Here is a 25,251-nt window from a genome sequence, read left to right on the forward strand (position 1 = left end):
CATGCCCGACCCCTCGGTAGAAGAGATCATCCGGTACCACAAGGACGCCGCGACCCGGATCGCCACCATCACGTTCGACCGGCCGGACTACCTCAACGCGCCGACGATCGCCGCGCGCCTGCGCTACGCGGACCTGTTGCACCAGGCCAACATTGACGACGACGTCAAGGTCCTGGTGGTTCGCGGGGCGGGCGACGACCTCGGCTCGGGCGCCGACCTGGCCGAGGTGATGCGGCTACGCGACGCGGCCGACCAAGGCCCACGGCTGGCCGAATACCGCATCGACCCCGACGACGTCAGGTACCCGCCGCAGGGTTCGTTCCGCAATGGCGCGAGCCTCGGCCAGTGGTATGCCAACCCGAACTCGGGCATCCGCGGCCTGCAGGACTTCAAGAAGATCAGCATCCTCGAGGCCAAGGGCTATTGCTACGGCTGGCATTTCTATCAGGCGGCGGACGCCGATTTGGTCATCTCCAGCGACGACGCGCTGTTCGGGCATCCGTCGTTTCGGTATTACGGCTGGGGCCCCCGCATGTGGTGGTGGGCGCAAACCATGGGCATTCGGAAATTCCAGGAAATGGTCTTCACCGGAAGGGCTTTCACCGCCGCCGAGATGTATGACTGCAACTTCCTGAACAGCGTGGTGCCGCGGGATGAACTCGAGGCGGAGGTGGAGAGATACGCGTTGGCATGCGCCAGCAACCGTCCCACCGACACCGTGTTCATGCAGAAGGTTTTCTTCGAGATCATGAAGCAGTTCCAGGGCGAATATCTGGGCAGCATGCTCAGCGGCGTCTTCGAGTCGCTGGGCGCCCACGTGCGCCCGGACGGCGGCGACGAACTGATGCTCGACGACGCGATGAAGCGCGGCCTGGGCGATGCCGTCAAGGACAACGATGACAAGTTCCCCGCCGAATGGCGGCTGAGTAAGAAGGCGCGCAAGAAGGCCCGCGCCGGTAAAGACACCACGACGAAGAAAAAGAAATCGTGACGCCACAGCGCGTCGAACCGCCCCTGACCGGCTACACGGTGATCGACCTGTCCACCGGGATAGCGGGCGCCTACTGCACCAAGCTGCTCGCCGACGGCGGCGCCGATGTCGTGAAAGTCGAGTCGCCAGAAGGTGATCCGTTGCGTAGGTGGTCGGCGTCGGGCGCGGCCATCCCGCCCGGCGCCGATGGCGCCTTGTTCAGCTTCCTGGCCGGGGCAAAACACAGCGTCGTCGCCGATCCCGCCAGCGACGACGACGGCGAGCTGGTGAACCGATTGCTGGCGTCCGCGGACGCGGTGGTGTGGTCTGCGGGTTCCAAACTGGCCGAGCATCCGGACTTTACGCCGCGCGCCATCCATGCGCGCCATCGGAATCTCACGGTCACCTCGATTACCCCGTTCGGGCTGGAAGGTCCCTGGCGAGACCGCGCGGCGACCGAGTTCACCCTGCAGGCGTGGTCGGGCGGAATCGTCGGCCTCGGCCGCGGCGAACAGGAGCGCCCGCCGGTCTTCGTCGGCGGCCAGGTCGGCGAATACCTGGCCGGCGTCTACGCGAGCGCGGCCACGTTGGCGTCCCGCTGGCGCCGGATCGACGGCGGGGCGGGCGAACTGCTGGACCTCTCGATGCTCGAGACGCAGATCCTGTGCCTGACGTATTACCCCGTCTCCTATTTCGAGCTGCTGGGGCGACCGTGGCGCGACACGCGGCGCCCGACGATTCCGGGGGTGGCTCAGGGGAAGGACGGCCTGGTGGATCTCGGATGTGGGACCGCGCAGCAGTGGTTCGACCTGTGCGCGATGGTGGGTCACCCGGAATGGATCGACGAGAATTCGCCGCTGTCGATCACCGAGCAGGCCAACATCCACGCCGAGGAGATCTTCGACTGGCTGGCAAGCACACCGGTCGACGAAATCCGGGAACTGGCCTCGGCATTCCGTATTCCCAACGCCCCCGTCGCCACCGGCGCCAATGTCACGTCGTTGGATCAGTTTGTGCAGCGCGAATCATTCGTGCGTAATCCGCGTGACGGTTTTCAGCAGCCGAGCCACCCGTATCGGATGCGGCCGGCGCAGTTGCGCGGGCCGCGGCCCGCGCCGCGGCTGGGGGAGCACACCGAACAGTACCGCGCGGCGTATCTCGCAGCGCGCCCGGTGCCGACCGGTGTGGCGAAAGCGCTGCCGCTCAGCGGCGTTCGGGTGTTGGACATGACGACATTCTGGGCGGGCCCCTGTTGCACCCACGCTCTGGCCCTGCTCGGCGCCGAGGTCATCCACGTCGAATCCACCCGTCGCCCGGATGGCACCCGGATGATCGCCGGCGTGCCGATCACCGAGGACCAGTGGTGGGAAAAGTCGCCCATCTTCGAGGCCCTCAACACCAATAAGAAGGGCCTGACCCTCGACCTGCAGAGCCCTCGCGGCCGCGAGCTACTGCGGGATCTCATCGCGACGTGCGACGTCGTCGTCGAGAACTTCACGCCGCGAGTGCTGGACCAGATAGGTTTGGATTTCGCCGCCGTGCAAACGATTCGGCCGGACGTGGTGATGGTCCGGATGCCCGGCTTCGGCCTCGACGGCCCCTGGCGTGACAATCCGGCATTCGCCTACGTCATCGAATCCGCGTCCGGCGTGAGCTGGCTAACCGGCTACCCGGACCGCACACCGTACGACCCGTATTCGGTCGGCGATCCCAACGCGGGTGTGCACGCATTCAACGCGATACTGCTGGCGCTGGAGCACCGCCGCCGCACCGGCGAAGGGGTGTTCGTCGAGGCGGCGATGGTCGATGCCGCACTCAGCATCTCCGCCGAGCAGGTCATCGAGTTTTCGGCTTACGCGGCCCTGCTGGAGCGCGCCGGCAACCGGGGGCCGACCGCCGCGCCGCAGAACCTTTACCTGAGCGCCGATATCGACGAATTCGGCCGGCTCGACAGCTGGGTCGCCATCGCGGTGGCCACCGACGATCAGTGGGAGAGCTTGTGCCGCGCGCTCGGATCACCCGCCTGGGCAACCGATCCCGAGCTCTCGACCGACACCGGCCGGCGCGCCCACCAGGATTCCATCGACAAGCAACTCGCCGCGTGGTGCGAGCACCGCAGCCGCGACGAAATCGTCGCAACGCTCTGGGATGCCGGCGTCCCGGTGGCCAAAGTCATGCAACCGCACCGGCAAACAGAACTGGATCAGTTGGCGTTCCGGGATTTCTTCGAAGAGGTCGACCACCCGGTCAACGGCCCGGCTAGGCTCAGCACCGTGCCGATGAGATTCTCAGCCGGACCCCACAAGTTCCACACCGAGCACGCTCCGCTGCTGGGGCAGCACAACCGCGAGCTGCTGTCCGGGCTGGGTTTGTCCGAGGCGGAGATCGCCGGCCTGGAAGCCGACGGCGTGATCGGCAACGCACCGGCCATGCGGGCCAGGAGCTGATTGACGGTGGCAATCGATCCTTCGAACATCCTGCTGACCGGCCGTGTCGCGGTGGTGACCGGTGGGGGAGCGGGCATCGGCCGCGGTATCGCGGCCGGAATGGCGGCATTCGGTGCCCGGGTGGCGATCTGGGAACGCGACCCGCAAACCTGCACGCAGGCAGCGGAATCCATCGGCGCCCTGGGCATCGTCACCGATGTCCGAGACAGCGAACAGGTGGACGCCGCCGTGGAGCGCACCGCCGCCGAGCTGGGTACCCCGACGATCCTGGTGAACAACGCCGGCGGCGTGTTCTCCTCGCCGTTGCTGGAAACCAGCGAGAACGGCTGGGATGCGCTCTATCGTGCCAACCTGCGCCACGTGCTGCTGTGCAGCCAGCGGATCGCCCGGCAGATGGTGTCCGCGAGTCTGCCCGGCAGCATCATGTCGCTCACCTCGATCGAGGGCGTCCGAGCCGCACCGGGGTACGCGGCGTACGCCGCCGCCAAGGCCGGTGTCATCAACTACACCAAGACCGCGGCGCTGGAACTGGCGCCGCACGGGATCCGGGTCAACGCGATAGCGCCCGACATCACGCTCACCGAAGGGCTGGCGCGCCTTGGTGGCGAGGCGGCGACGAGCGCCATGGGCAATATCGTGCCGCTGGGACGCCCCGGTCATGTCGACGAGATCGCCAGTGCGGCAGTGTTTCTGGCCTCAGACATGTCGGCCTATCTGACCGGGCAGACGCTGCACATCGACGGCGGCACCCAGGCATCCAGCGGCTGGTACCACGACCCCCAAACCGGCGACTATCGGTTGGGCCCGCCGAGTTAGTGGCGGTCGCAAGTGCGGCGAAGCCGGACGCAGCGGGCCGCCACCATCAAGCTAGTGGGTCCAGCCCGCGGCGGCCTGTTCATCGAAGGTTCGGTCGATGCGTTCGAACCTGCGCCGGATCGAATCCCGGGCGGCCCCGTGCGGCAGCACGTACAGGCGGTTGGCCAGAATCGCACCGGCCGTCAGGCGGGCGACGTCGTCTGCGCTGACCGCCTCGTCCTGCGTCGGCAGCGGCCCGAAGGCCCCTTCCGGCGTCGCTGACAGTCCGTAGTCGGCGCCGCGGATCCGTTCGGAGTTGGAGACCAGCTTGGTCTCCACCACCATCGGGCACAGCACCGAAACCCCGATGCCGTTGGGCTTGAGCTCGCGAGCCAATGTCTCGGCGAGCCCGACGACGCCGTATTTGGCAACACCGTAGGTCCCGAGGCCGTTGTTGGGCACCAGGCCGGCGAAGGACGCGGTGAACGCGATGTGTCCGCCCTTGCCCTGGTCGATCAGCCTCGGCACGAAAGCCTCGACGGCATGGATCGATCCCCACAGGTCGATGTCGATCACCCAGCGCCAGTCGTCGTGGTTCATCTGGGCCATCGGTCCCGCGACGACGATGCCGGCGTTGCTGAACACGACGTCGACCTGACCCAGCAGCCGGAAGGACTCGTCGGCCAGGTGGACCATATCGTCGAGCTGCCGAACATCGCAGATCACGCCGTGCGCGTCGAAACCCTCACCGCGCAGCCGATTCACCGCCTGCTCCAGCGCGGGCTGATCGACGTCGGAGAGCACCACGCGGGCTCCCCGGCGGGCGAATTCGGTGGCGGTGGCCAAACCGATGCCGCTTGCACCGCCGGTAATGACTGCGCCGCGTCCCTGGAAATCGTCCATAGGTTCCGAGCGTATTACCCGCGCCGGTACCGGTGTGAGAGACATCATGTAGATAGGACCCTAACTATTAGGGCACCATACATATATGGCCGCCCCCACACGCGACATCGATCCGCTGGCACTCGAACACCAGGTGTGCTTCGCGCTGGCGACGACGAACCGGGCGGTGTTGGCGGTGTATCGGCCCCTTTTGGAGCCGCTGGGCCTGACCCATCCGCAATACCTGGTGATGCTGGCGCTGTGGGACCACCGCAAAACCCCCGCGGCCGACCAGTTCCCGCTGTCGGTCAAGCAGATCGCCACCGCCTTGCAGATGGATTCCGCCACGCTTTCGCCAATGCTCAAGCGCCTGGAGGGACAGGGGCTCATCACTCGCGCCAAGAATGCCGTCGACGAGCGCACCACCGACGTGACGCTCACGCAGTGCGGAATCGCATTGCGGGAGCGAGCGCTTGAGATTCCATCGGCAGTCGTGGCGCGGCTGGGTGTCGAGCTGGCCGAACTCGAGAACCTGCATCGGGTCCTCACCCGCATCAACGCCGCCGCCGTGGCGGCCGGCGCCCTTCAATCCTGACCCCACCCCGAGGAGCCACCATGACCGCAGCGAAACCCAATCTTTGGCAATACATCGGCTATTGCTACGGCCGGCGACTGCCCGACTCGATGCGCAGCTGGGTCGCGCGCGATCTGGCCGGCGAGGGAGCCGTTCGCCGGCACATGATCAGGTGGGCCATTCCGCCCCTGCTGGTCCTCGCCCCGTTTTGGCTACTGCCCGCCTCGCTTTACGTGCACACGGAAATGACCGCGCCGCTCTACATCTGGGCGCTGCTGATAACCCTTGCCCTCAACAAGGTCTGGCGCCGGCACCGGCTGGCGGTCCATGGACTGGATCCCAACCTGGTCGACGTGATCAAGCGCCAGAAGCAGGCGCGGATGCACGAGGACTACATCCGCCGTTACGGGCCGCGACCCGAGTCGGCGGAGTGGCAGTCGAACAGCAGCCCCTTCTAGGGACTACTTCAGGCAACTGCCCGCATCGACGGGCAGAGTCACGCCGGTGATGTAGCGCGCTTCGTCCGAGGCGAAGAACAGCACCGCGTTGCTGATGTCGATCGGCTCGACCCAGGGGATCGGCAGCGTGTGGAACAGCTGACAGATCGGCGCCATGTCGTCGGGGCCCGGGTTTTCCAGATCCGGACGGAACATCTTGAAGGTGCCGTCGTTGTGCAGCATGGGAGTCTTGACGTGGGTCGGGTGCACGGAGTTGACGCGAATCATGTGCTGCCCCAGCTCAACTCCGAAGGCGCGCATCAATCCGACGACACCGTGTTTGGCCGCGACGTAGTGGCCGGTGTGGGGGTAGGCCTTGAGCCCGCCCACCGAGCTGGTCAGGATGATGGATCCCCCGCGGCCGCCCGCCAGAAGGTGCGGCACACCGGCTTTCACCGTTTTCCACACGCCGGCCAGGTTGATGTCGATCATCTCTGTCCAGTCTTCTTCGCTGGTCTTGTCCAAAGTCTCGCCGCCGTTGCCGATTCCGGCGTTGGCCACGATGATGTCGAGCCGGCCGAGCTGTTCGACGCCACTGTCCACCGCCGCCTTGAGCGCGTTGTAGTCGCGCACATCGACTTCGGCCGTAAAGATTCTGCGATTGTGTCCCTTGACCAGGTCGGCGGTCTCGGCGAGGTCCTCGGGTGTCGACGCCGGGATCGCGGTGTCCACGACGCCCTCGCGGATGGGCTTGCAGATGTCGACCGCGATGATGTCGGCCCCCTCCTGGGCCAATCGCACCGCGTGGCTGCGGCCCTGACCGCGTGCCGCTCCGGTGACGAAAGCGACTTTGCCCTCAACACGTCCGGTCATGGCTCCCTCAACTCCTGACTATTGATCGGCACGCCTCACCGGGGACAACGCGTTCCCGGACCACGGGTCTTGCCGCCTTTGAACTCTGTCATTCGGCCGTCACGGGTGTCAATGACGAATCCGTTTCGGCTATCTGTGATTCTAGATATTAGAGAATCTCATTCTCACCGGCAAACGACGTGCGCTATTTGCTCACCGTGACTTGCGGGGAAGGGTTGTGCGCTCGGGTGTTAAGCGACGAATCCGCATGAGCAGAAATCCCACACCTCTTCGGCGGTGATGGGGTGCATCGTCGCGTCGTCTGGCCCGCCGCTGGATTGCGCAATGAACATGACGGTCTGCATGGTCATGGCGGCCACCCGCTTGGGATTGATGGTGTTGCGCAGCTTGCCGGCGTCGTGCGCCGCCTCCATCAGTTCCGTCAGCAACGCGAGCAGCGGTGCGTGGGCGACCTTGACCTCGGCCGGGTGCGTCACCAGCAGCCGCGGAGCAAAATCGGTGAAGAGCGGGCGCTTGGCCGTCGGGTCCGGGCGGGACGCCTCGTAGAGAAGCTCAACGGCGACCTGCAGGCGCTGCAGCGGATCGGTGTGGCTCTCGGTGGCCGCGCGGATCTGGTCGGCCGATCGGCTCAACGCATCCTCGAAGAGCGCCAGCAGCAACTCGTGCTTGCCGTCGAATTGCAGGTAGAAGCTGCGCAACGACTGGCGGGAGCGATCTACGACCTCCTGCACGGTAAAGTCCGTGCTGCCCTTTTCGATGATGATGGCCTGGGCTGCGTCGAGGAAACGCTGAACCCGCTGCGCCGCGCGTAATTTCGCCGTCTTGATGGACCGCTCGACCGCTCGCTGTTTCCAGGCCGGTTCTTCGCTCGGATTGGTCACGGCCGGCTCAGGCGATTGCCGCGAGGGGAGAACATGGTTGGACTCTACCGGAGAACGCCGTGACATCGCTGCGCTCGACCCCCTCACGGATCACGTGTCGGAGATTGTAACTTTCTTACCACGAGAATACTATTCTCTTAGACGTGTGTATGGAAGCGTAATCGCAAGAGTGAACCACGCCGTCGGCGGAAACCTTGATCTACCGCCGGCGCGGGTGTGTTCGGGACCATTCCGGGAAGTGCTGTGCAGCTGACGTTTGACGCCGACGTGGAGGCGTTCCGGGCCGAATTCGTCGCGTTCCTCGACGCGCACCTGCCTTCCGAGGCGGAGGCGTTCGCACGGCCGCAGTCGAGTTCGGACATCCCGGAGTGGGCCCGCCGATGGCAACGCTTGCTGTTCGACAGCGGGTGGCTTCAGCCCGGCAACCCCCCGGAGTTCGGCGGGCGCAACGCGACGCTGCTGCAGCAATACGTGTACTCCGAAGAGCTGTCGCGACGGCGGATCTATCAGAGCTTCAATCCACAGGGTGTGGGCATCATCGCGGCGTCATTGCTGTCGTTCGGCACGCCCGAACAGAAGCAGCGATGGGCGGTGCCGATCCTGCGCGCGCAGATCACCGCGTCGCTGGGGATGAGTGAACCCGGCGCGGGCTCGGATCTCGCGTCGCTGAAGACGCGCGCGGTGCGTGACGGTGACGACTTCGTCGTCAACGGGCAGAAGGTATGGACATCGGGCGCCCATCACGCCGACGTGTTGCTGACATTCGTGCGCACCGACCCGGACGCGCCAAAACACAAGGGCATCAGCGCTTTACTGATTCCCACCGACACCCCCGGCGTGGTCCGTCGCCCATTCGCCTCGGTGGGCGACATCGAAGACGTCGACTTCAACGAGGTCTTCTTCACCGACGCGCGCGTGCCGGCCGAAAACTTGGTGGGGGAGCTCAACGCGGGCTGGCGCGTCGCAACCGGTTCGCTCGGCCACGAACGCGCGATGCTGTGGCTGGATTACGCCGACATGCTGCACGCGTTGACCGTCGAGTCCAACCCCTCGGGTCCCGTGCAGCGGGATCACTACGCGACCCTGGTGATGGACTTCTACGCGATGCGGCTGCTGGGGTCGGCGACGCTGGCCAAAGCCGCGCGCGGCGAAGAGGACGTGCCCGCGCAGTCGGTGCTCAAGTTGCTCGGCTCTGAGGCGATGCAACGCGCCAGTGAGGACGCGCTGGCCGCCAAGGACGGCGACGGACTGGCATTGCGCGCCGTCACCGCCCCGTTCGCCCCGCTCAACCTGGACAGCCACTACGGCAGCTGGTTCGACCGGTACACCCGCACCTTCGCCGCCACCATCGCCGGCGGCACGTCGGAAATTCAGCGCAACATCATCGCCGAACGCGTGCTCGGGTTACCGCGCAATTAATCCGCGCGTCACTGTTTCCGGGCATCCAACTGGGCGTAGTAGCCGATGGCGACCAGACCCGCCACTATCGCGATCGTCCCTAAAACCATGCCGGTCACCGCAGTTCGGAAATTGTTCGCCTTCCCGCGGGCGACCCTTCGCCGGGCGATGTCGCCCGTCACCAACGCCGCGATGCCAAAGGGCACTCCGAGCAGCAGCCAGCAGGTGACGAGTCCGACCAGACCCAGGAGCACCGAAGCGACACCGACCTCATTTCGCGGTGTGTCGGGGTGACTCATGACTCCCCACCTCCTCGGGCCGACGGCCGGTGCCGGCTGTGTTCCGCGCCCAGTCTGCTCCGTGCTTCACCCAAGGAACAAGAAGTCGGGTCGTACCCGCGCGGCTCTGCGCCCGGCAGCAACCGACCATCAAGCGGCTTTCGGAAGCGATAGCGCATGCGCTATCGCATTCGCAACGCGATTCATGGTCGACGGGTGGTGCCCGCGCGGCCTCCGAAGGGCGAACCGGTCACAGCTGCGCGAGCCGGGGCGCGGATCCGGCCGCCACGACCGCTTTTCCGGCTTGACGGGTCAGTTCTCGAGAGCTGCCCAGCAGTCCGTCGAGAATCAGGGCCCGCTTGATGTGGTGGTGCAGCGGGTGCTCGGCGGTGAAGCCGATGCCGCCGAGCACCTGCTGGCAGTGCCGTGCGGTGGTCAGCGCCGCCTGGCCGGCCGCGGCCTTGGCCAGCATGCAGGCCAGTCCCTGCGGGTCATCACATTCCGTGGCGGCCTGCAGTGTGGCCTCGGCGCCCTCGATCGCGACGAGTGTCTCGGCCAGCCGGTGCCTGATCGCCTGGAATGAGCTGATGTGCCGGCCGAATTGAACGCGGTCCACGGCGTGCTGGCGAGCCAGCGACAGCATGGCGCGGCTGGTGCCGACCAGCCACCACCCCAGGGCCCGCCACCCGGCATGCAGCGCTGCTGACGGCAACGGATCCCCTTGCGGCGCACGGTGTATCGGCAGCAACTCGTCGATCGCCGCGCCGGAGTGGTCGCGGCGCTCCCACAGCACCCAGGAGCCCCCGGCGAACGGCAGCGGCATCGTGCCGCCGGACGCATCGCCCGCCGCGCACAGCACCACGTCATTGAGCACGGGTGCGTGCGCGCCGGTCTCGCCGAGCAGCTTGAAAACCAAAGGGATTGCGATATCGGGCATTTCGTCGAGCATGTCGCGCCAGCCGAGGTCGGTCAGCGCCGCGTCAAGCTTGGCCCCCGAGGCGGCGCTCATCGTCGTGCGCAGCGACTCTGCCAGCAGGCGCAGCGATTCGGGGTCGGACTCGGTGTCTGCCATGGGGGCCACGTTTCACTCCTTCCCGAGGTCGAGCAGTCGGCGGGCGATGATATTGCGCTGAATCTCGGCGGTGCCGCCGTAGATCGTCGCCGCGCGCGAGTACAGGTATTCCGAGCGCCAGGGTGTGTCTTCGAGCTCGAGCGTTCCCGGCAACACGTCGCGGACGGTGTCGTAGAGCCGCTGCTCCGCGGAGGCGAGCAGCACCTTGTCGATGGAGGTGTCAGGTCCGAGCCGGGCCCCGTCGCGCATCCGGTGCGCAGTGGCGCGTGACCGGCAGCGCAACGTGTGGAGCGCCAGATAGGCTCCGCCGAGCGCGGATTCGTCGGGCTCACCGCTTTTCGATGCCGTGGTGATCAGATCGTCGAAACGCGAGTAGAGGTAGGCGATTCGCTGCCAGAAGCAGGCGGAACGCTCATAGGGCAGCAGGTCCATGGCCAGTCGCCAGCCGTCCCCGGGCTTGCCCAGCATCCGGCTGGCCGGGATCACCACGTCGTCGTAGTAGACCTCGCAGAATTCGTCGACACCGTGCATCGTCCGCAGCGGGCGGATGGTGATGCCCGGGGTATCGAGGTCGACGAAGAACGCGGTGATGCCGTCGTGCCCGGGCGCGGTGCGGGTGAGCAGCACGCAGCGGGTGGAGAATTGCGCGAAGCTGGTCCAGACTTTTTGCCCGTTGACGATCCAGTTATCGCCTTGCTGCGTCGCGCGAGTGGTCAGCGACGCCAGATCGCTGCCCGAGCCCGGCTCGGAAAAGCCTTGGCACCATTGCTCTTCGCCACTGAGCAGGCGCGGCACCATTTCCTTGGCGAGCTCGGCCGGCGCGTAATCGATCATCGTGGGCGCGAGCACTTCGAGCATCGAGTAGGGGCCGGGTTCGGCGAGGCGACGGCCCACCACCTCTTCGCCGACGATCGCGCGCAGCAGCGCTGGGCCGCCCAGTCCACCCACCTCGACCGGCCAGCCGAACCGCATCCAGTCGGCGTCGTAGAGCGCGCGGCTGACCCGGGCGAATTGCCGCATGTGCCCCTGCAGCGAGTGGTCGGCCTCGGGGGTCAGATCGTTGTCGTCGAGCCATGCGCGCAGGTCGGCCCGGAACTGCTCGACATTCACTTCGATGGGTCGGCTCCTTAGGTCGCTGCCTGGGCCGCGGAGTCGCCGGCGGGTCGCCCGATGGCGTGCGGGCGTCCGGAGTCGTGCACGCCGCTGCGGCGGATGAAGGTCATGGCGCGGGTCTTGAGTCGCCACCCGTCGGCGGTTCGCACGTAGGTGTCGCGGTAGTAGCCGATCCGCATGTCATGCGTGGCGTGGTCGATGAAGCACAGCGGTTGGGTGCCGCTTGCGGCATCGCCGTCCAGGTCGATCACCGCGGTTCCGGTGAGAAACAAGCCCTTTGGGGCCGCGGCAACCAATTCCGGGAAGCGGCTCAGGCTGTACGTCTCGCCGAAAGCGCTGTAGGTGCCGTCGGGGGTGAAGACGGCGACGAGGCCCTCGATGTCTTCCTGGGTGATGGTGACCGCATAGCGGCCGAGCACCTGCTGGATCTCGACCAGGTCGTCAGTTCGGGTTGGCTGATTTGTCGACATAGACCTTGCCGCCTTTCATGACGAAGCTGACGTGTTGGGTAACCGTGATGTCCTCCAACGGGTTTCCCGGCACCGCGATGATATCCGCGAGCTGGCCGTGGGCCAGTCGTCCTCGATCGGTGGCGTTGATCAACTCGGCCGCGGTCACCGTGGCGGCCCGCAGTACCGCCAACGGTGGCAAGCCCCAGTCGACGAGTGTGACGAGCTCATCGGCGTTCTTGCCGTGCGGTATCGCCGGGGCGTCGGTGCCGATCGCGATCTTCACGCCCGCCTCGTAGGCGGCCAGTATCGAGGTGCGCGCCTTCGGGAACATCTCGGCGGCCTTGGCCTGCAGCGCCGGCGGGGCGTGCGAGACGTCCATCGCGTCGCCGTCGGCCAGGCGCCGGGTGCTGACCAGAAAGGTTTCGTGCTCGACCATCATGGCGATGGCCTCGTCGTCGATCAGGAACCCATGCTCGATGCAGTCGATGCCCGCCTCGACGGCGTGCCTGACCGCCTCGGCGCCGTGGGTGTGCGCGGCGACGCGCAGCCCGCGACGGTGGGCCTCGTCAACGATCGCGCGTAACTCTTCGTCCGAATAGTGTTGGGCACCAGGCGGACCGGTCAGCGACATGACTCCGCCCGAGCAGCAGACCTTGATCAGCTCGGCGCCGTGCTTGATCTGGTAGCGCACGGCCTTGCGGATCTCGTCGATCCCGTTGGCGATGCCCTCCTCGACCGTCAACTCCAGCGCATGCGGTGCGAACGCGGCGAACATCGTCGGGTCCAGATGCCCACCGGTCGGGGTGATCGCGTGCCCGGCCGGCACCACCCGCGGTCCGTCGATCCAGCCGGCGTCGATGGCCTTGCCCAGCGCGACGTCGAGCAGGTATCCGCCGGTCTTGACGAACAGGCCGAGGTTGCGCACCGTGGTGAACCCGGCGCGCAGCGTGCGCCGCGCATTGCCGACCGCACGCAATACGCGCGTCGGTGGGTCGTCCTGGACCATGGACAGTCCGGGTTTCTCGCCGCGGCCGCCCATCAGGAGGTTGACCTCCATGTCCATCAGACCCGGCAGCAGGATCTGGTCGCCGAGGTCGATCATGTCGCCTTCGCGCTTCCCACCGACGCCGACGATCCGGTCGCCGTCGACCCGCACGATGCCGGGCGACACGATGTCGCCGGTATCGACGTCAAGCAGCCCAGCGGCCTTGAGCGTCAACACTTGTCAGATCACCGGTTCCCGGATCACTTCGACCCACGCCGCGCCGCTGTCGGGGACGCGTGGCTGCTTCCAGGCCTCGATCGGGAACGACACCATGACCAGCGACTGCATGATGTGCATCAGGCTCTTGGCGTCGTCGGGAAGGTCGTCCAGCGGGAACTTGTCGCAGTACTCGATGACATCGTTCAACTTGGGGAACGCAACGTCGTAGAACGCCTGCATCTCGGCCATCGAGGATGCCAGTCGCTTGGCGTAACGCTCGGGCTCGGTGGCCAGATCCCAATCCAAATACGGCTCCAGGGCCGCGAATTCAGACGGTAGCGCCATTGTTTTGGTACTCCTTCACGTAGTCACCGGTCGTCTTGTGCAGATGACGGATCAAGACTTCCTGGTCACACAGCAGGAACTCTTTGACCGCACGGGTGCCGATCATGGTCTGGGTGGCTTCCAGGGTGTTGGCGTCCTGCAGCGCGTACTCCTTGAACGTCACCGCGGCCAACTCCTGGGCCAGGCGCTCGCGGGCGTTGCGCGGCGGCACGAAATACAGCGTGGACTCGAAAATGTGCTTGTCCACCGCGGTAGGCCAGTAGTGGTAGGTCAAAAACCAGCCCGGCTCCCAGATCAGCAGCATGAAGTTGGGGTAGAAGAGCCACGAGTCGATGCCCCACTGCGGTACCCGCTTCACGTTGACACCCGGTGGCAGTTCCAGCTTTTCGATGATTTCCGGCTTGTCCCACGGGCCGAACAACCCGCTGCGCAACACCTGGTCCAACGGCTTGACCATGGACATGTCCGGGGGCGGTGCCTGACCTCCCCAGGTCGACTGCAGGCTGTGCGGGCCGGCCACCTCGTAGTGCAGCGCCTCGTAGCCGAACTTCTGGATCTTGGCGGCTTCTTCCTTCGTGTACTGGCCCTGGTGCAGGATCGGCGCGTGGTAGAACTCGACGAACGCGTCGATGAACAGCTTCCAGTTGCTGCCGACCTCGGCCCGGTAGGAGTAGGTCTCGGTCATCTCGCCGAAGGGATAGCCCTCGATGCTCTTGGCCAGCGGCCCGAGATAGTCGACCAACGGCGCCGCGTTGTCGTCGAAGTTGATGAAGATGAAGCCCTCCCACACCTCGCAGCGCACGGGCGCCAGCCCGTAGTTGCTCTTGTCGAGGTTGAAGAACTCCTCTTCCTGCTGAACGAAGGTCAGGTCACCGTCCAGGCTGTAGCGCCAGGCGTGGTACTTGCAGGTGAACTGCCGGCAGGTGCCGGAGGTCTCCTCGTTCGGAAAATCGTTCCACACCAGCTTGTTTCCGCGGTGTCGGCAGACGTTGTGATACGCCTTGACGGTCCCGTCCTTGGTCTTGGTGATGATCACCGACGTGCCCTTGCCGGCCGAGGGCAGCTCTCTGGTGAAGTAGCTGCCGGTGCGGGGGAGGCGTTCGACGCGACCGACGTTCAGCCACGTCTTCCTGAAGACCGCGTCGCGTTCGGCCTCGAAGAATGCGGGGTCGATCGAGTCGGTGTAGTCGACCGGCGCGGTGCCCAATTCGGGGTAGTTTTCTGTCCAGCTGCCGGCGGCTGGCTTGGGGAAGTGGGGCAACGTTCTTACCTTCCTGTCAGTGCTGAGCGGCGTTTTCGAGCTCGACGCCAAAAGTGTTGAAAGCCATGGCCAACAGCGCGTAGCAACCGACCGTGAAGATGAAATCCATGCGCTGCTGGTCGTTGAGGCGCTCGCCGAGCGCCGCCCAGGTCTGGTCGGACATCTGTGAGTTCTCTTCGAGTTCGTCGACCGCGGTGATCACCGCGCGATCGAACGGGTCGGCGGCTTCACCCCTCTTGACCGCGTCGATCTGGTCGTCGGTGATCCCTTCGTCCTTGGCCATGCTGACGTGGTGAGACCACTCGTATGCGCCCTGGCGACGATGGGCCACCCGCAGGATGGCCAGTTCGCGGATGCGGGCCGGCAGCGTGGACGACGTCAACAGGTGGACGTTGAATCGAAGGAAGGCCTTGGCCAGAGCAGGGTGGTGGGCCAAGGTCGAAAGCGCGTTGTTGGTGTCCGCTCCGCGCATGGCCGAGAGCGCCTGCCGGGTAGCCTCGTCCCACTGATCGGCGGGCAGCGGCCGCAAACGCATTAGCGGTGTCCTCTCGGGGAAAGAGAATCAGATTCTCATTTGCAACTAACAGACTGGCACGAAACGCGCGTCCGGTCAATGTCGGCGTGCCGGCCGGGCGCGAGGGTGGACAGTGACCGGCTCAGCCGGGCGCTGACGGCGGGAAACTCGGGCGGGGCCGCGCGCCGGTATGTCACGCCGCCTGCTACCTCACCGCATTGGCGCGTGGCGGCAAGAAATCCCGCAGTCTTATTCGGCCGCTGGTCAGGCGGCTGCGGACCGCGCCAGCAAGCGCTGGATGTTGATTCTCGCCTGGCGAGAAGATAGTTTTCATTTTAGTGATCTTGGCACGGGACAGCGATTCGCCGAGGCTGTAATCGATCCGGGTGGATCCGATGGAAGGGACGGCCATGAACAAAGAAGACATGATGCTGATCAGCGTCGACGACCACACCGTCGAGCCGCCGGACATGTTCAAGAACCACCTGTCGAAGAAGTATCAGGACGACGCACCGCGGTTGGTGCACAACGATGACGGCTCGGACATGTGGAAGTTCCGCGACACGGTCATCCCCAACGTTGCACTGAACGCGGTCGCCGGCCGGCCCAAGGAGGAGTACGGCATCGAGCCGACGGGGCTCGACGAGATCCGGCCCGGTTGCTACAACGTCGACGAGCGCGTCAAGGACATGAACGCCGGCGGGATCCTGGCCTCGATCTGCTTCCCGTCCTTCCCCGGCTTCGCCGGGCGGCTGTTCGCCACCGACGACCACGACTTCTCGATCGCGCTGGTGCAGGCTTACAACGATTGGCACATCGACGAGTGGTGCGGCGCATACCCCGCGCGGTTCATCCCGATGGCGATTCCGGTGATCTGGGACGCCGAGGCGTGCGCCGCCGAGGTGCGCCGCGTGTCGAAGAAGGGTGTGCACGCGCTGACCTTCACCGAGAACCCCGCCGCGATGGGCTACCCCAGCTTCCACGACGAGTACTGGAACCCGCTGTGGAAAGCCCTGTGCGACACCAACACCGTGATGAATGTGCACATCGGGTCCTCGGGTCGGCTGGCCATCACGGCGCCCGACGCGCCGATGGATGTGATGATCACGCTGCAGCCGATGAACATCGTGCAGGCCGCCGCGGACCTGCTCTGGTCGCGGCCGATCAAGGAGTACCCGGACCTCAAGATCGCGCTCTCGGAGGGCGGCACCGGGTGGATCCCGTACTTCCTGGAGCGCGCCGACCGAACATTCGAGATGCATTCGACGTGGACGCACCAAAACTTCGGCGGCAAGTTACCGAGCGAGGTTTTCCGCGAGCACTTCCTGACCTGTTTCATCAGTGACAAGGTGGGCGTCGCACTGCGCAACATGATCGGCATCGACAACATCGCGTGGGAGGCCGACTATCCGCACAGCGACTCGATGTGGCCAGGTGCGCCCGAAGAGCTCTGGGATGTGTTGTCCCTCAACAACGTCCCCGACGACGAGATCAACAAGATGACCTACGAGAACGCGATGCGGTGGTACTCGTTCGACCCGTTCACCCACATTTCGCGCGAACAGGCGACCGTCGGTGCGCTGCGGAAGGCCGCCGAGGGTCACGACGTTTCCATCAAGGCAGCGGGCCACGACAAGGACACCCGTGGCGGCTCGTCCTTCGCGGATTTCGCGGCCAACGCGAAAGCCCTTACCGGCAACAAGGACTGACACGTCACCGCAACGCCGGTGCATTTCGAATCGAAGGAGACTGAGCAGTGCCCGGCGCTGGAATGAACTTTGAGCTGACCGATGACCAGGAACTGATCCGTCGGTCGGTCGCGGAGCTGGCGCGGAAATTCGACGACCAGTACTGGATGGAAAAAGACCAGGCGCACGAATTTCCGACCGAGTTCTACCGCGCCATCGCCGACGGCGGCTGGTTGGGGATGACCATCCCCACCCAATACGGCGGCCATGGCCTGGGCATCACCGAAGCGACGATCCTGCTCGAGGAGGTGGCCAAGTCCGGCGGCGCCATGAACGCCGCCAGCTCGATCCACCTGTCCATCTTCGGCATGCAGCCGGTCGTGGTGCACGGGTCCGACGATCTCAAGGCCCGCACGTTGCCCGCCGTCGCGACCGGCGAGGTGCACGTCTGCTTCGGCGTCACCGAACCCGGTGCCGGCCTTGACACTTCGCGCATCACCACGTTCGCCAAGCGCGACGGCGATCGGTACATCGTCAACGGTCGCAAGGTCTGGATCTCCAAGGCGATGGAATCCGACAAGATCCTGTTGCTCACCCGGACACAGAGCTACGACGAGGTCACCAAGAAGACCGACGGGATGACGCTGTTCCTCACCGATCTCGACCGCAGCCGCGTCGACATCCGCCCGATCCGCAAGATGGGCCGCAACGCCGTCAGCTCCAACGAATTGTTCATCGACAACCTCGAGGTGCCGGTCGAGGACCGGATCGGTGAGGAGGGCAAGGGCTTTCAGTACATCCTCGACGGGCTCAACCCGGAGCGGATGCTGATCGCGGCCGAAGCGCTGGGTATCGGGCGGGTGGCGCTGGAAAAGGCGGTGAAGTACGGCAACGAGCGTGAGGTCTTCGGCCGGCCCATCGGCATGAACCAGGGACTGCAGTTCCCGCTCGCCGATTCGCTGGCCCGGCTCGACGCCGCCGAACTCATGCTGCGCAAGGCCACGTGGCTGTACGACAACGGCAAACCCTGTGGGCGCGAAGCCAATACCGCGAAGTATCTCTGCGCCGATGCCGGCTTCACCGCCGCGGACCGGGCGCTGCAGACCCATGGCGGCATGGGGTATGCCGAGGAATACCACATCACGCGCTACTTCCGTGAGGCCCGGCTGATGAAGATCGCGCCGGTCAGCCAGGAGATGATTCTGAACTTCCTGGGAGCCAACGTCCTGAAATTGCCGAGGAGCTATTGACCGCGCACGACGGCCCCGTGCTGCTGTCGGACGACCGCGACGGAGTACGCACCCTCACGCTCAACCGGCCGCGCCGCAAGAACGCCATCAACCCCGACCTGTGGGTTGCCCTGAGAGAAGCGCTTGACGCTGCCGGCCACGATCCCGGCGTGCGCGCACTGGTGATCACCGGTGCCGGGGGCAGCTTCTGTTCCGGCGCGGACATCTCGGCTCCCGAGGACATTCATCCGAAGTACAAGTTGCAGCGCCTCACCGATGTGGCGCTGGCCTTGCACGAGCTGTCGGTTCCCACCATCGCCAAGGTGACCGGGGTGGCCGTCGGCGCGGGCTGGAACCTCGCGCTTGGCTGTGACTTGGTGGTGGCCACGCCGGAATCGACGTTTTGCCAGATCTTTTCGAAGCGTGGCCTGTCGATCGATCTTGGCGGCTCGTGGCTGTTGCCCAAAATCGTTGGTTTGCAACAGGCCAAGCGGCTCGCGCTGCTGGCGGACACGATAGATGCCGAGGAAGCCAGCGCCCTCAACTTGGTGACCTGGGTGGTGTCAGCAGCTGAAATCGACGCCTTCGTCGACGATCTCGCCAGCCGGTTGGCCGCCGGTCCGCCGATCGCACTGGCCCACACCAAGGCGTTGCTGAACGAGGGCGCCGACCGCACCCTGCGCGACGCCCTGGCCAACGAGGCCCGCGCCCAGGGAGTCAACTTCGCAACCGCAGACGCGGCCGCTGCCTATGCCGCTTTCGCGCAGCGAGGAGAGCCGTCGTTTACTGGTCGGTGGGCCCTGTCAAAAGAACCGGATACGGGCGAGAAGCAAACGGAGTAAGAGATATGCGCGAAACAGTCATCGTCGAGGCCGTGCGTACGCCGGTGGGGAAGCGCAACGGCGGCCTGGCCGGCGTGCACCCCGCCGACCTCTCCGCGGTCGTCCTCACCGAGCTCGTCGAACGCACCGGCATCGGGCCCGAGATCATCGACGACGTGGTCTGGGGATGTGTGTCCCAGGTGGGCGACCAGTCCAGCAACATCGGCCGCTACGCGGTCCTGGCCGCCGGATGGCCCGAGACCATCCCCGGGACCACCGTCAACCGCGCCTGCGGGTCCAGCCAGCAGGCGCTGGACTTCGCGGTGCAGGCGGTGATGTCCGGCCAGCAGGATGTCGTCGTGGCCGGCGGGGTCGAGGTCATGAGTCGTGTTCCGCTCGGTTCGGCCCGGGCCACCGGCATGCCGTATGGCCCGAAAGTCCTTGCCCGCTATGACGATTTCTCCTTCAACCAGGGCCTGTCGGCGGAGATGATCGCCAAGAAGTGGGGATTCTCCCGCACCCGGCTCGACGAATTCTCGGTCGAATCCCACGAGCGGGCCGCCGCGGCGCAAGACGGCGGCGCCTTCACCGACCAGATCGTGCCGGTGTTCGTCGACGGGGCCGACAACAACGTCATCACCGCCGACGAGGGCGTGCGGCGCGGCAGCAGCGTGGAGAAGCTCGCCACGCTCAAGCCGGCCTTCGCCGAAGACGGCGTGATCCATGCGGGGAACTCTTCACAGATCTCCGACGGCGCGGCCGCGCTGCTGGTGACCACCGCCGAGATGGCTGTCGAGCTGGGCTTGACCCCGATCGTGCGATACCTGGCCGGCGCGGTCACCGGGGCGGATCCGGTGCTGATGCTCACGGGCCCCATCCCGGCGACCGAGAAGGTGCTGAGCAAGGCCGGCATCGCGCTGTCCGACGTGGGTGTCTTCGAGGTCAATGAGGCCTTCGCGCCGGTGCCGCTGGCGTGGCTGGCGGAAACGGGGGCAGATCCGGCGGCGATGAATCCGCTGGGCGGCGCCATCGCGCTGGGCCACCCGCTGGGCGCCTCCGGGGCGGTGCTGATGACCCGCATGGCACACCACATGCGCGACAACGGGATTCGTTACGGGTTGCAGACCATGTGCGAGGGCGGCGGCACCGCCAACGCCACCCTGGTGGAACTGGTGGGCTGACGGCGGCGGCCTGACGCGTCGAAAAGCGCAGAGGGGGTGACCCTTGTCACAGCGGCCAAACTAACCTACTGTGTGTTCACTAGGTTGGATGTCGGTACCACTGAGGGGGTTCTTTGCCCGTCGCACGGCGATACGACACGCTTCTCGCCAAGGGGGAGGACCGCAAACAGCGGATCCTCGACGTCGCGCAACGCCTGCTCACCCGGAACGGGTGGCGCAGCACCACCTTGGCCCAGATCGCAGGCGAGGCCGGGGTTACCCCGGCGGGGCTGCTGCATCACTTCGAATCGAAGGAGCAGCTGCTGCACGCCGTGCTGGACGCCCGCGACCTCGACGACGACACCCACGCCGACCGGACCGGCGACCTGTTCGACCAGATCGCCGCGGTCGCGGACCGTTTTCACCGGGCCCCCGAACTGGTGGGCACGTTCACGGTGCTGCTGGTGGAGAACATCCTGCCCGAGGCTCCGTTGCACGACCGCATGCTCGCCCGCCACCGGGCCGCGACCGACATCGTCGCCGATCTCATCCGTCGCGGTCAGGCCGATGGCCGCTACCGCGACGACATAGACCCCGCCGTCAAGGCAGTGGAAATCCTCGCCTTCGTCCACGGAATGGAAACCACATGGTTGCTCGATCCTTCGATACCGCTAGCCGAGGCGTTCAAGCAGTACGCCGAGACACTGGCGCGGGACTTCGCGCCCCCGAAGAAGCCGGAGACGATATGAGGTACCGGCTCGACGTCGTCGCCGCCACCGTCGTGGACGTGGTGGGATTCGCCGGCGGCTGGATCTTCGACCGGTCGATGGCGGGCTGGGACGTCACCGTGCTCCTGGCGGACCTAGCCGACCACCCGGATGACCGGCCGCTGCAGATCATCGGCGCCCAGGTACTCGACCTGGAAGACGCGCTGGATTCGGTGCAATCGCGCCCCCGCCCGCAGGCCCTGGCGGCCGCGGCGGATCTCTTCGGCTGCGACTCCCGGGTGCGGCAAGGCGTGTTGCAGGCCCTCGATCACGGCGTCACGGAGGTCACGCTGTGGGGCGAGAACTGGCCGTCCGAACTCGATGACAGCGTCGGCCTGGTGCACCACCAGCTCAGCATGGCCGCGCAGACGTTCAAGGCCCAGGCCCTGGCGGCCGCGGCGCTTCCGCATGCCCCGATCGGTCACGTCGAGACGTTCCGCAGCGGGTTGCTGGCCTGGCCATCGGTCGCTGCCGACCTGATCCCCGCCAGCTGACCGGCGTCGCCAACCGCGGGTAACCGCGACGGCGGCCGGGCGATTCGTCGCGTGATCGACATCCGTGCCGGGCCCCGTCGTTGACGACCACCAACCCGTGTGAAAATGTAATACTCATCCGCGAGAGGCACATTCTCACTAGCCGAGATTCAAGGAGCAGGAGATGGCGAACGAATTCTCCGAGTTGGACTTCTTCCGCGGCACCGAGCTCATCGAAGACCCGTACCCCTATTACGAGGCGCTGCGTCAGCGGTGCCCCGTCACCCGTGAGAGCCATCACGACGTCACCATGATCACCGGTTGGGAAGAGGCGTGCGCGGTGCTCAACGACGCCGAGACATGGTCCTCGTGCATCTCGGTGACGGGCCCATTCCCCGGCTTTCCCGTTCCGATCGAAGGCGACGACATCACCGAGCTGATCGAGCAGCACCGCGACGAGCTGCCGTTCAGCGACCAGCTGCCCACGCTCGACCCGCCGACCCACACCAATCACCGCTCGCTGATGATGCGGCTGATCACCCCCAAGCGCCTCAAAGAGAACGAGGACGCCATGTGGGCGCTGGCCGACCAGGCGCTCGACGATTTCCTGGCGCCCGGGCGCGGCGAATTCATCAAGGGCTTCGCGAGCCCGTTCACACTGCTGGTCATCGCCGACCTGCTGGGCGTGCCCATGGAAGATCGCGACAAGTTCGTCAAGGGCATCGCTGAGCACGCAGGCGGCGGCATCGGTGGCACCAAGGGGTCGTTGGCCCACAGCCCGCTGGAATTCCTCTACGGCCTGTTCTCCGACTACGTTTCCGACCGCCGCAGTGCGCCTCGCGACGACGTGCTGACCGGCCTGGCCACCGCCACCTACCCCGACGGTTCCATCCCGGAGGTCGAAGACGTGGCCCGCGTCGCCAGCAACGTCTTCTCCGCCGGCCAGGAGACCACCGTGCGGCTGCTCGGTGCCTCCTTGCAGACGCTCGGAGAGCGCCCCGACATTCAGGCGCAGCTGCGCAAGGACCGCAGCCTCATTCCGAATTTCATCGAAGAGTCGCTGCGCCACGAGAGCCCGGTCAAGGGCGACTTCCGGATGAATCGCAGGCCCGTCAATGTCGGCGGCGTCGACCTGCCCGCCGGCACCACGGTGATGATCGTGCAGGCGGCCGCCAACCGCGACCCGCGTCGGTTCGACGATCCCGCCACCTTCGATCCGGCCCGTAAGAACGCACGCCAGCACATCGCGTTCGGCCGCGGCATTCACAGCTGCCCGGGCGCGCCGCTGGCGCGGGCCGAAACCCGGGTGGCGATCGAACGGTTGCTCGACCGCACGTCGGACATCAGAATCAACGAGGAGATTCATGGTCCGGCGAATGACCGTCGCTATCAATACGTTCCGACGTACATCCTGCGCGGCCTGACCGAATTGCACCTGGAGTTCACGCCGTCATGAAAGTTTGGGTAGATGACCAGCGGTGTCGCGGTCACGGCATGTGTCTGACGCTGTGCCCCGACGTGTTCAGCCTGACCGACGACGGCTACGCCGAGGCGATAGATTCCGATGTCCCAACGGAATTGGAGTCCGCTGCCCACGAGGCAATCCAATGCTGTCCCGAGCAGGCGATCAGCGAGAAGTAACCAAATACACGGGCGATTAGGGAGATTCAGAGTGGTTAAGGGGCCAAAAGGATATGTCATCCTGACTGAGGCGATCAAAGATCCTGAGGGCATGAAGGCCTACGCCCAAGCCGCGGGATCGGCGATGAGCGGCGCCACCATTCTTGCGGTGGATACCGCGCCCAAAGTCATTGAAGGCGACTGGCACGGCGACCAGACCGTCGTGCTGGAATTCGAGTCGGTGGACGCGGCCCGGGCGTGGTACGAGTCCGAGGGCTATCAGAAGGCAGCGAAATTGCGGCAGGCGGCGGCCGACTGCAACGCCGTCATTCTCGCCGGGTTCTGATACCTACTCCCCGACGATGGAGATCGCCTGACGGGGGCACTGACGAACGGCTTCGCGCACGTCCGCCTCGTTCTCCGGGGTGACCTCTTCCTGGTGGACCGTGAGCATGTCGTCGTCGCCGAGTTCGAAGATGTCCGGGTTGATGCCCATGCAGACGCCGTTGCTCTCGCAGAGTCCCCAATCGACTTCGATCTTCTTTGTCATCGCGGTCCCCTTACCGAAGCACTCTGACGGGCACGTTCTTCCAGCCCGCGACGTTTTGCATGTTCACCCGCGTGCATCCCGCCCAGTCCACCTCGTAGCGCGGCATGAAGTCGAGCAACCGCTCCAGCGCGATCCTGCTCTCCAAACGGGCCAGCGCGGCCCCGAGGCAGCTGTGAATCCCATATCCGAGCCCCAGGTGCTGCGCCTCGGTCTGGTCGCGCTCGATGTCGAATGTGTCGGCGTCGGTGAACGCTTCAGGGTCGCGGTTCGCCGCGGCGCCGCAGAGAAACACCGGTTTGCCGGCCGGGATCACGCCACCGCTGACCTGTGCCTCTTTGAGGGTGTAGCGGACGTTGTATTGCACCGGGCCCTCGTACCGCAGTAGCTCTTCGACCGCCCCGGGGATCTTGTCCCGGTCCTCCTGCAGCTTCTGCCACTGGTCGGGGTTGCGGGCGAAGATCACCGCCGCGTTGCCCATCAGCTTGGTGACGGTCTCGGCGCCGGCGCCGCCCAGAAGGGTTGCAAACCCGCAGATCTCGATGTCGTCGAGCTTGCGCAGCTGGCCGTCTTCGCCCGGGATTTCGGCCGCGATCAGGCGACTGATCATGTCGTCCTGCGGTTCCTGGCGCCGCTCCTGGACCAGGCTGAAGTAGTACATCGCAGTGTCGATGTTGGCCTGCATGCCGGCTTCGCTGACCTCGATCTGTCCTGGCTCGTGAGACAGGCTGATGTCGATCCAGTGGCGGACCTGCTGGCGGTATTCCTCCGGCACCCCGGCCATCCGGGTGATGACTTCAACCGGGAACGGCCCGGAGAAGTCCTGCACGACGTCGAAGTTGTCGGGGTTGACGGCGCCCAGGTACTTGTCGATCACCTCGATGATCGTCTCGCGCTGCGATTGAATCGCGCGAGGGGTGAACGCCTTGTTGAGCAGGCTGCGCATGTGGCGGTGCTCGGGCGGATCCATGAAGATGATCGATTTGTTCTCGGCGGGTACGCCCTTGCGCACCATCGCCAGGTCGCAGCCGCGCGCCGAGGAATACGTCTCGAAGTCCTTGAACGCGGCCGCGACGTCTTCGTGGCGGGTCAGCGCGTAGAAGTCCTCTTTTTCGTCGTAATACAGTGGCGCTTCCTCGCGCATCCGCCGATAGGTGTCGAACGGATTGTTGAAGTAGTCCTCGGAGTATGGATCGAAGACGACCTTCGGTTTTGTCACTGCATCCTCCTCAGCGGCGAGGCCGGGCTGAAACCGTTACAGCCGAGTCATTGACTGTAAAGCTAACGGTAGCGGTTTCATGACGGCGCGAAAAGGACCAAAACGCTGCCTGTTGTGTCCGCACCGATGCCACCAGCGAAGAAGCCGTGTCGAGCGGCCATTACCGAGGTGGAATCGGTCGGCCCATTGGGGTTCAGCGGGGAGGTGATTCGGCTCGACGGCGCTTTGCGC

General features: G+C 65.6%; 28 protein-coding genes and 2 pseudogenes. 16 read left to right on the plus strand and 14 right to left on the minus strand.

The features are described from left to right. Position 1 precedes the first annotated feature (1 nt). Genes A5688_RS23860 through A5688_RS23870 form a run of 3 tightly spaced genes read left to right on the plus strand, consistent with a single transcriptional unit; the run spans position 2 to position 4,233 of the window. Complete coding sequence (locus tag A5688_RS23860; protein WP_067909712.1) at positions 2-991, plus strand: enoyl-CoA hydratase/isomerase family protein; 990 nt, start codon at positions 2-4, stop codon at positions 989-991. Then, a complete protein-coding gene (locus A5688_RS23865) occupies positions 988-3,417 on the plus strand; it encodes a CaiB/BaiF CoA transferase family protein (protein ID WP_067909714.1) in 2,430 nt (809 codons plus the stop codon). The genes A5688_RS23860 and A5688_RS23865 overlap by 4 nt, the downstream gene beginning before the upstream one ends. Positions 3,418-3,423: 6 nt before the next feature. Beyond that, on the plus strand, positions 3,424-4,233 hold the full coding sequence (locus tag A5688_RS23870) for an SDR family NAD(P)-dependent oxidoreductase (RefSeq protein ID WP_067909820.1): 810 nt from the start codon (positions 3,424-3,426) through the stop codon (positions 4,231-4,233). Between the two features lie 51 nt (positions 4,234-4,284). Here A5688_RS23870 and A5688_RS23875 read toward each other — a convergent pair whose 3' ends face one another. After that, complete coding sequence (locus tag A5688_RS23875) at positions 4,285-5,115, minus strand: SDR family NAD(P)-dependent oxidoreductase (protein ID WP_067909718.1); 831 nt, start codon at positions 5,113-5,115, stop codon at positions 4,285-4,287. 85 nt (positions 5,116-5,200) lie between these two features. Between A5688_RS23875 and A5688_RS23880 the strand changes: the two genes are divergently transcribed. Beyond that, positions 5,201-5,689, plus strand: a complete 489-nt coding sequence (locus tag A5688_RS23880; protein WP_067832145.1) for a MarR family winged helix-turn-helix transcriptional regulator — start codon at positions 5,201-5,203, stop codon at positions 5,687-5,689. Positions 5,690-5,709: 20 nt separating this feature from the next. Continuing rightward, positions 5,710-6,126: a DUF5313 domain-containing protein gene (locus A5688_RS23885; protein WP_067909721.1), complete on the plus strand. Its 417-nt coding sequence runs from the start codon at positions 5,710-5,712 to the stop codon at positions 6,124-6,126. Positions 6,127-6,129: 3 nt separating this feature from the next. Here A5688_RS23885 and A5688_RS23890 read toward each other — a convergent pair whose 3' ends face one another. Then, positions 6,130-6,978 (minus strand): mycofactocin-coupled SDR family oxidoreductase, encoded by an 849-nt coding sequence (locus A5688_RS23890; protein WP_067832149.1) that lies wholly within the window; start codon positions 6,976-6,978, stop codon positions 6,130-6,132. Positions 6,979-7,208: 230 nt separating this feature from the next. Further along, positions 7,209-7,859, minus strand: a complete 651-nt coding sequence (locus tag A5688_RS23895) for a TetR/AcrR family transcriptional regulator (protein WP_067832151.1) — start codon at positions 7,857-7,859, stop codon at positions 7,209-7,211. A 267-nt stretch (positions 7,860-8,126) separates the two neighbouring features. Between A5688_RS23895 and A5688_RS28605 the strand changes: the two are divergent. Next, positions 8,127-8,708, plus strand: a pseudogene (locus A5688_RS28605) (acyl-CoA dehydrogenase family protein); the annotation flags it as partial. Positions 8,709-8,864: 156 nt separating this feature from the next. Then, positions 8,865-9,278 (plus strand): annotated as a pseudogene (locus A5688_RS28610) (acyl-CoA dehydrogenase family protein); the annotation flags it as partial. An 8-nt stretch (positions 9,279-9,286) separates the two neighbouring features. Here the strand turns inward: A5688_RS28610 and A5688_RS23905 are convergent. From A5688_RS23905 to A5688_RS27590, 9 genes are all read right to left on the minus strand, one after another. Continuing rightward, on the minus strand, positions 9,287-9,556 hold the full coding sequence (locus A5688_RS23905; protein WP_067909724.1) for a DUF4190 domain-containing protein: 270 nt from the start codon (positions 9,554-9,556) through the stop codon (positions 9,287-9,289). Between the two features lie 229 nt (positions 9,557-9,785). Continuing rightward, entirely contained in the window at positions 9,786-10,616 is an 831-nt protein-coding gene (locus A5688_RS23910; RefSeq protein ID WP_431602654.1) for an acyl-CoA dehydrogenase family protein, read from the minus strand. Positions 10,617-10,619: 3 nt separating this feature from the next. After that, positions 10,620-11,717 carry an acyl-CoA dehydrogenase family protein gene (locus A5688_RS23915; RefSeq protein ID WP_067832158.1) on the minus strand — a complete coding sequence of 366 codons (1,098 nt, stop codon included), beginning with the start codon at positions 11,715-11,717 and terminating at the stop codon, positions 10,620-10,622. Between the two features lie 17 nt (positions 11,718-11,734). Then, positions 11,735-12,190 (minus strand): nuclear transport factor 2 family protein, encoded by a 456-nt coding sequence (locus A5688_RS23920; RefSeq protein ID WP_067832160.1) that lies wholly within the window; start codon positions 12,188-12,190, stop codon positions 11,735-11,737. Then, positions 12,162-13,394, minus strand: coding sequence for a metal-dependent hydrolase family protein (locus A5688_RS23925; protein WP_067832162.1), 1,233 nt, complete (start codon positions 13,392-13,394; stop codon positions 12,162-12,164). Before A5688_RS23925 ends, A5688_RS23920 begins: the two co-directional genes overlap by 29 nt. Positions 13,395-13,397: 3 nt before the next feature. Continuing rightward, a complete protein-coding gene (locus tag A5688_RS23930; RefSeq protein WP_067832166.1) occupies positions 13,398-13,721 on the minus strand; it encodes a hypothetical protein in 324 nt (107 codons plus the stop codon). Further along, positions 13,705-14,982: an aromatic ring-hydroxylating oxygenase subunit alpha gene (locus tag A5688_RS23935; protein WP_067832168.1), complete on the minus strand. Its 1,278-nt coding sequence runs from the start codon at positions 14,980-14,982 to the stop codon at positions 13,705-13,707. Before A5688_RS23935 ends, A5688_RS23930 begins: the two co-directional genes overlap by 17 nt. A gap of 16 nt (positions 14,983-14,998) precedes the next feature. Then, positions 14,999-15,517, minus strand: a complete 519-nt coding sequence (locus tag A5688_RS23940) for a carboxymuconolactone decarboxylase family protein (RefSeq protein ID WP_067909730.1) — start codon at positions 15,515-15,517, stop codon at positions 14,999-15,001. 184 nt (positions 15,518-15,701) lie between these two features. Then, positions 15,702-15,908 carry a hypothetical protein gene (locus tag A5688_RS27590; RefSeq protein WP_131812131.1) on the minus strand — a complete coding sequence of 69 codons (207 nt, stop codon included), beginning with the start codon at positions 15,906-15,908 and terminating at the stop codon, positions 15,702-15,704. Between A5688_RS27590 and A5688_RS23945 the strand changes: the two genes are divergently transcribed. The 9 genes from A5688_RS23945 to A5688_RS23985 all read left to right on the plus strand — a co-directional run bounded on the left by A5688_RS23945 (position 15,907) and on the right by A5688_RS23985 (position 23,600). After that, positions 15,907-17,205: an amidohydrolase family protein gene (locus tag A5688_RS23945; protein WP_067832172.1), complete on the plus strand. Its 1,299-nt coding sequence runs from the start codon at positions 15,907-15,909 to the stop codon at positions 17,203-17,205. The two genes, A5688_RS27590 and A5688_RS23945, sit on opposite strands and share 2 nt — an antisense overlap. 62 nt (positions 17,206-17,267) lie before the next feature. Further along, a complete protein-coding gene (locus tag A5688_RS23950; protein ID WP_067832174.1) occupies positions 17,268-18,434 on the plus strand; it encodes an acyl-CoA dehydrogenase family protein in 1,167 nt (388 codons plus the stop codon). Then, positions 18,431-19,255: an enoyl-CoA hydratase/isomerase family protein gene (locus A5688_RS23955; protein ID WP_067832176.1), complete on the plus strand. Its 825-nt coding sequence runs from the start codon at positions 18,431-18,433 to the stop codon at positions 19,253-19,255. The genes A5688_RS23950 and A5688_RS23955 overlap by 4 nt, the downstream gene beginning before the upstream one ends. Positions 19,256-19,260: 5 nt before the next feature. Beyond that, a complete protein-coding gene (locus A5688_RS23960) occupies positions 19,261-20,415 on the plus strand; it encodes a thiolase family protein (protein WP_067832177.1) in 1,155 nt (384 codons plus the stop codon). A gap of 113 nt (positions 20,416-20,528) precedes the next feature. After that, complete coding sequence (locus tag A5688_RS23965) at positions 20,529-21,143, plus strand: TetR/AcrR family transcriptional regulator (RefSeq protein ID WP_067832178.1); 615 nt, start codon at positions 20,529-20,531, stop codon at positions 21,141-21,143. After that, positions 21,140-21,655: a hypothetical protein gene (locus A5688_RS23970; RefSeq protein WP_067832184.1), complete on the plus strand. Its 516-nt coding sequence runs from the start codon at positions 21,140-21,142 to the stop codon at positions 21,653-21,655. The genes A5688_RS23965 and A5688_RS23970 overlap by 4 nt, the downstream gene beginning before the upstream one ends. A gap of 163 nt (positions 21,656-21,818) precedes the next feature. Then, positions 21,819-23,090, plus strand: a complete 1,272-nt coding sequence (locus A5688_RS23975; protein WP_067832187.1) for a cytochrome P450 — start codon at positions 21,819-21,821, stop codon at positions 23,088-23,090. Beyond that, the gene (locus tag A5688_RS23980) at positions 23,087-23,275 is read left to right on the plus strand and encodes a ferredoxin (RefSeq protein ID WP_067002124.1); all 189 of its coding nucleotides are present in this window, start codon (positions 23,087-23,089) and stop codon (positions 23,273-23,275) included. Before A5688_RS23975 ends, A5688_RS23980 begins: the two co-directional genes overlap by 4 nt. Positions 23,276-23,306: 31 nt before the next feature. After that, positions 23,307-23,600 (plus strand): DUF1330 domain-containing protein, encoded by a 294-nt coding sequence (locus tag A5688_RS23985; protein WP_120312278.1) that lies wholly within the window; start codon positions 23,307-23,309, stop codon positions 23,598-23,600. A gap of 3 nt (positions 23,601-23,603) precedes the next feature. Here the strand turns inward: A5688_RS23985 and A5688_RS23990 are convergent, their stop codons facing one another. Together A5688_RS23990 and A5688_RS23995 are read right to left on the minus strand one after the other, a co-directional pair. Next, the gene (locus A5688_RS23990) at positions 23,604-23,804 is read right to left on the minus strand and encodes a ferredoxin (protein ID WP_007777398.1); all 201 of its coding nucleotides are present in this window, start codon (positions 23,802-23,804) and stop codon (positions 23,604-23,606) included. Between the two features lie 10 nt (positions 23,805-23,814). Next, positions 23,815-25,020, minus strand: a complete 1,206-nt coding sequence (locus A5688_RS23995; protein ID WP_067832191.1) for a cytochrome P450 — start codon at positions 25,018-25,020, stop codon at positions 23,815-23,817. Positions 25,021-25,251: the final 231 nt, after the last annotated feature.

Origin of the sequence: Mycobacterium mantenii, from assembly GCF_001667865.1 — a bacterium.
Taxonomy (GTDB): domain Bacteria; phylum Actinomycetota; class Actinomycetes; order Mycobacteriales; family Mycobacteriaceae; genus Mycobacterium; species Mycobacterium mantenii_A.

Coding starts and splice junctions, on each gene's coding strand:
- A5688_RS27590 (WP_131812131.1), bottom strand. CDS start 15,908: ATGGCCGTCCCTTCCATCGGATCCACCCGGATCGATTACAGCCTCGGC.
- A5688_RS23880 (WP_067832145.1), top strand. CDS start 5,201: ATGGCCGCCCCCACACGCGACATCGATCCGCTGGCACTCGAACACCAG.
- A5688_RS23975 (WP_067832187.1), top strand. CDS start 21,819: ATGGCGAACGAATTCTCCGAGTTGGACTTCTTCCGCGGCACCGAGCTC.
- A5688_RS23890 (WP_067832149.1), bottom strand. CDS start 6,978: ATGACCGGACGTGTTGAGGGCAAAGTCGCTTTCGTCACCGGAGCGGCA.
- A5688_RS23875 (WP_067909718.1), bottom strand. CDS start 5,115: ATGGACGATTTCCAGGGACGCGGCGCAGTCATTACCGGCGGTGCAAGC.
- A5688_RS23940 (WP_067909730.1), bottom strand. CDS start 15,517: ATGCGTTTGCGGCCGCTGCCCGCCGATCAGTGGGACGAGGCTACCCGG.
- A5688_RS23945 (WP_067832172.1), top strand. CDS start 15,907: ATGAACAAAGAAGACATGATGCTGATCAGCGTCGACGACCACACCGTC.
- A5688_RS23885 (WP_067909721.1), top strand. CDS start 5,710: ATGACCGCAGCGAAACCCAATCTTTGGCAATACATCGGCTATTGCTAC.
- A5688_RS23980 (WP_067002124.1), top strand. CDS start 23,087: ATGAAAGTTTGGGTAGATGACCAGCGGTGTCGCGGTCACGGCATGTGT.
- A5688_RS23920 (WP_067832160.1), bottom strand. CDS start 12,190: ATGTCGACAAATCAGCCAACCCGAACTGACGACCTGGTCGAGATCCAG.
- A5688_RS23970 (WP_067832184.1), top strand. CDS start 21,140: ATGAGGTACCGGCTCGACGTCGTCGCCGCCACCGTCGTGGACGTGGTG.
- A5688_RS23960 (WP_067832177.1), top strand. CDS start 19,261: ATGCGCGAAACAGTCATCGTCGAGGCCGTGCGTACGCCGGTGGGGAAG.
- A5688_RS23930 (WP_067832166.1), bottom strand. CDS start 13,721: ATGGCGCTACCGTCTGAATTCGCGGCCCTGGAGCCGTATTTGGATTGG.
- A5688_RS23905 (WP_067909724.1), bottom strand. CDS start 9,556: ATGAGTCACCCCGACACACCGCGAAATGAGGTCGGTGTCGCTTCGGTG.
- A5688_RS23950 (WP_067832174.1), top strand. CDS start 17,268: ATGAACTTTGAGCTGACCGATGACCAGGAACTGATCCGTCGGTCGGTC.
- A5688_RS23860 (WP_067909712.1), top strand. CDS start 2: ATGCCCGACCCCTCGGTAGAAGAGATCATCCGGTACCACAAGGACGCC.
- A5688_RS23990 (WP_007777398.1), bottom strand. CDS start 23,804: ATGACAAAGAAGATCGAAGTCGATTGGGGACTCTGCGAGAGCAACGGC.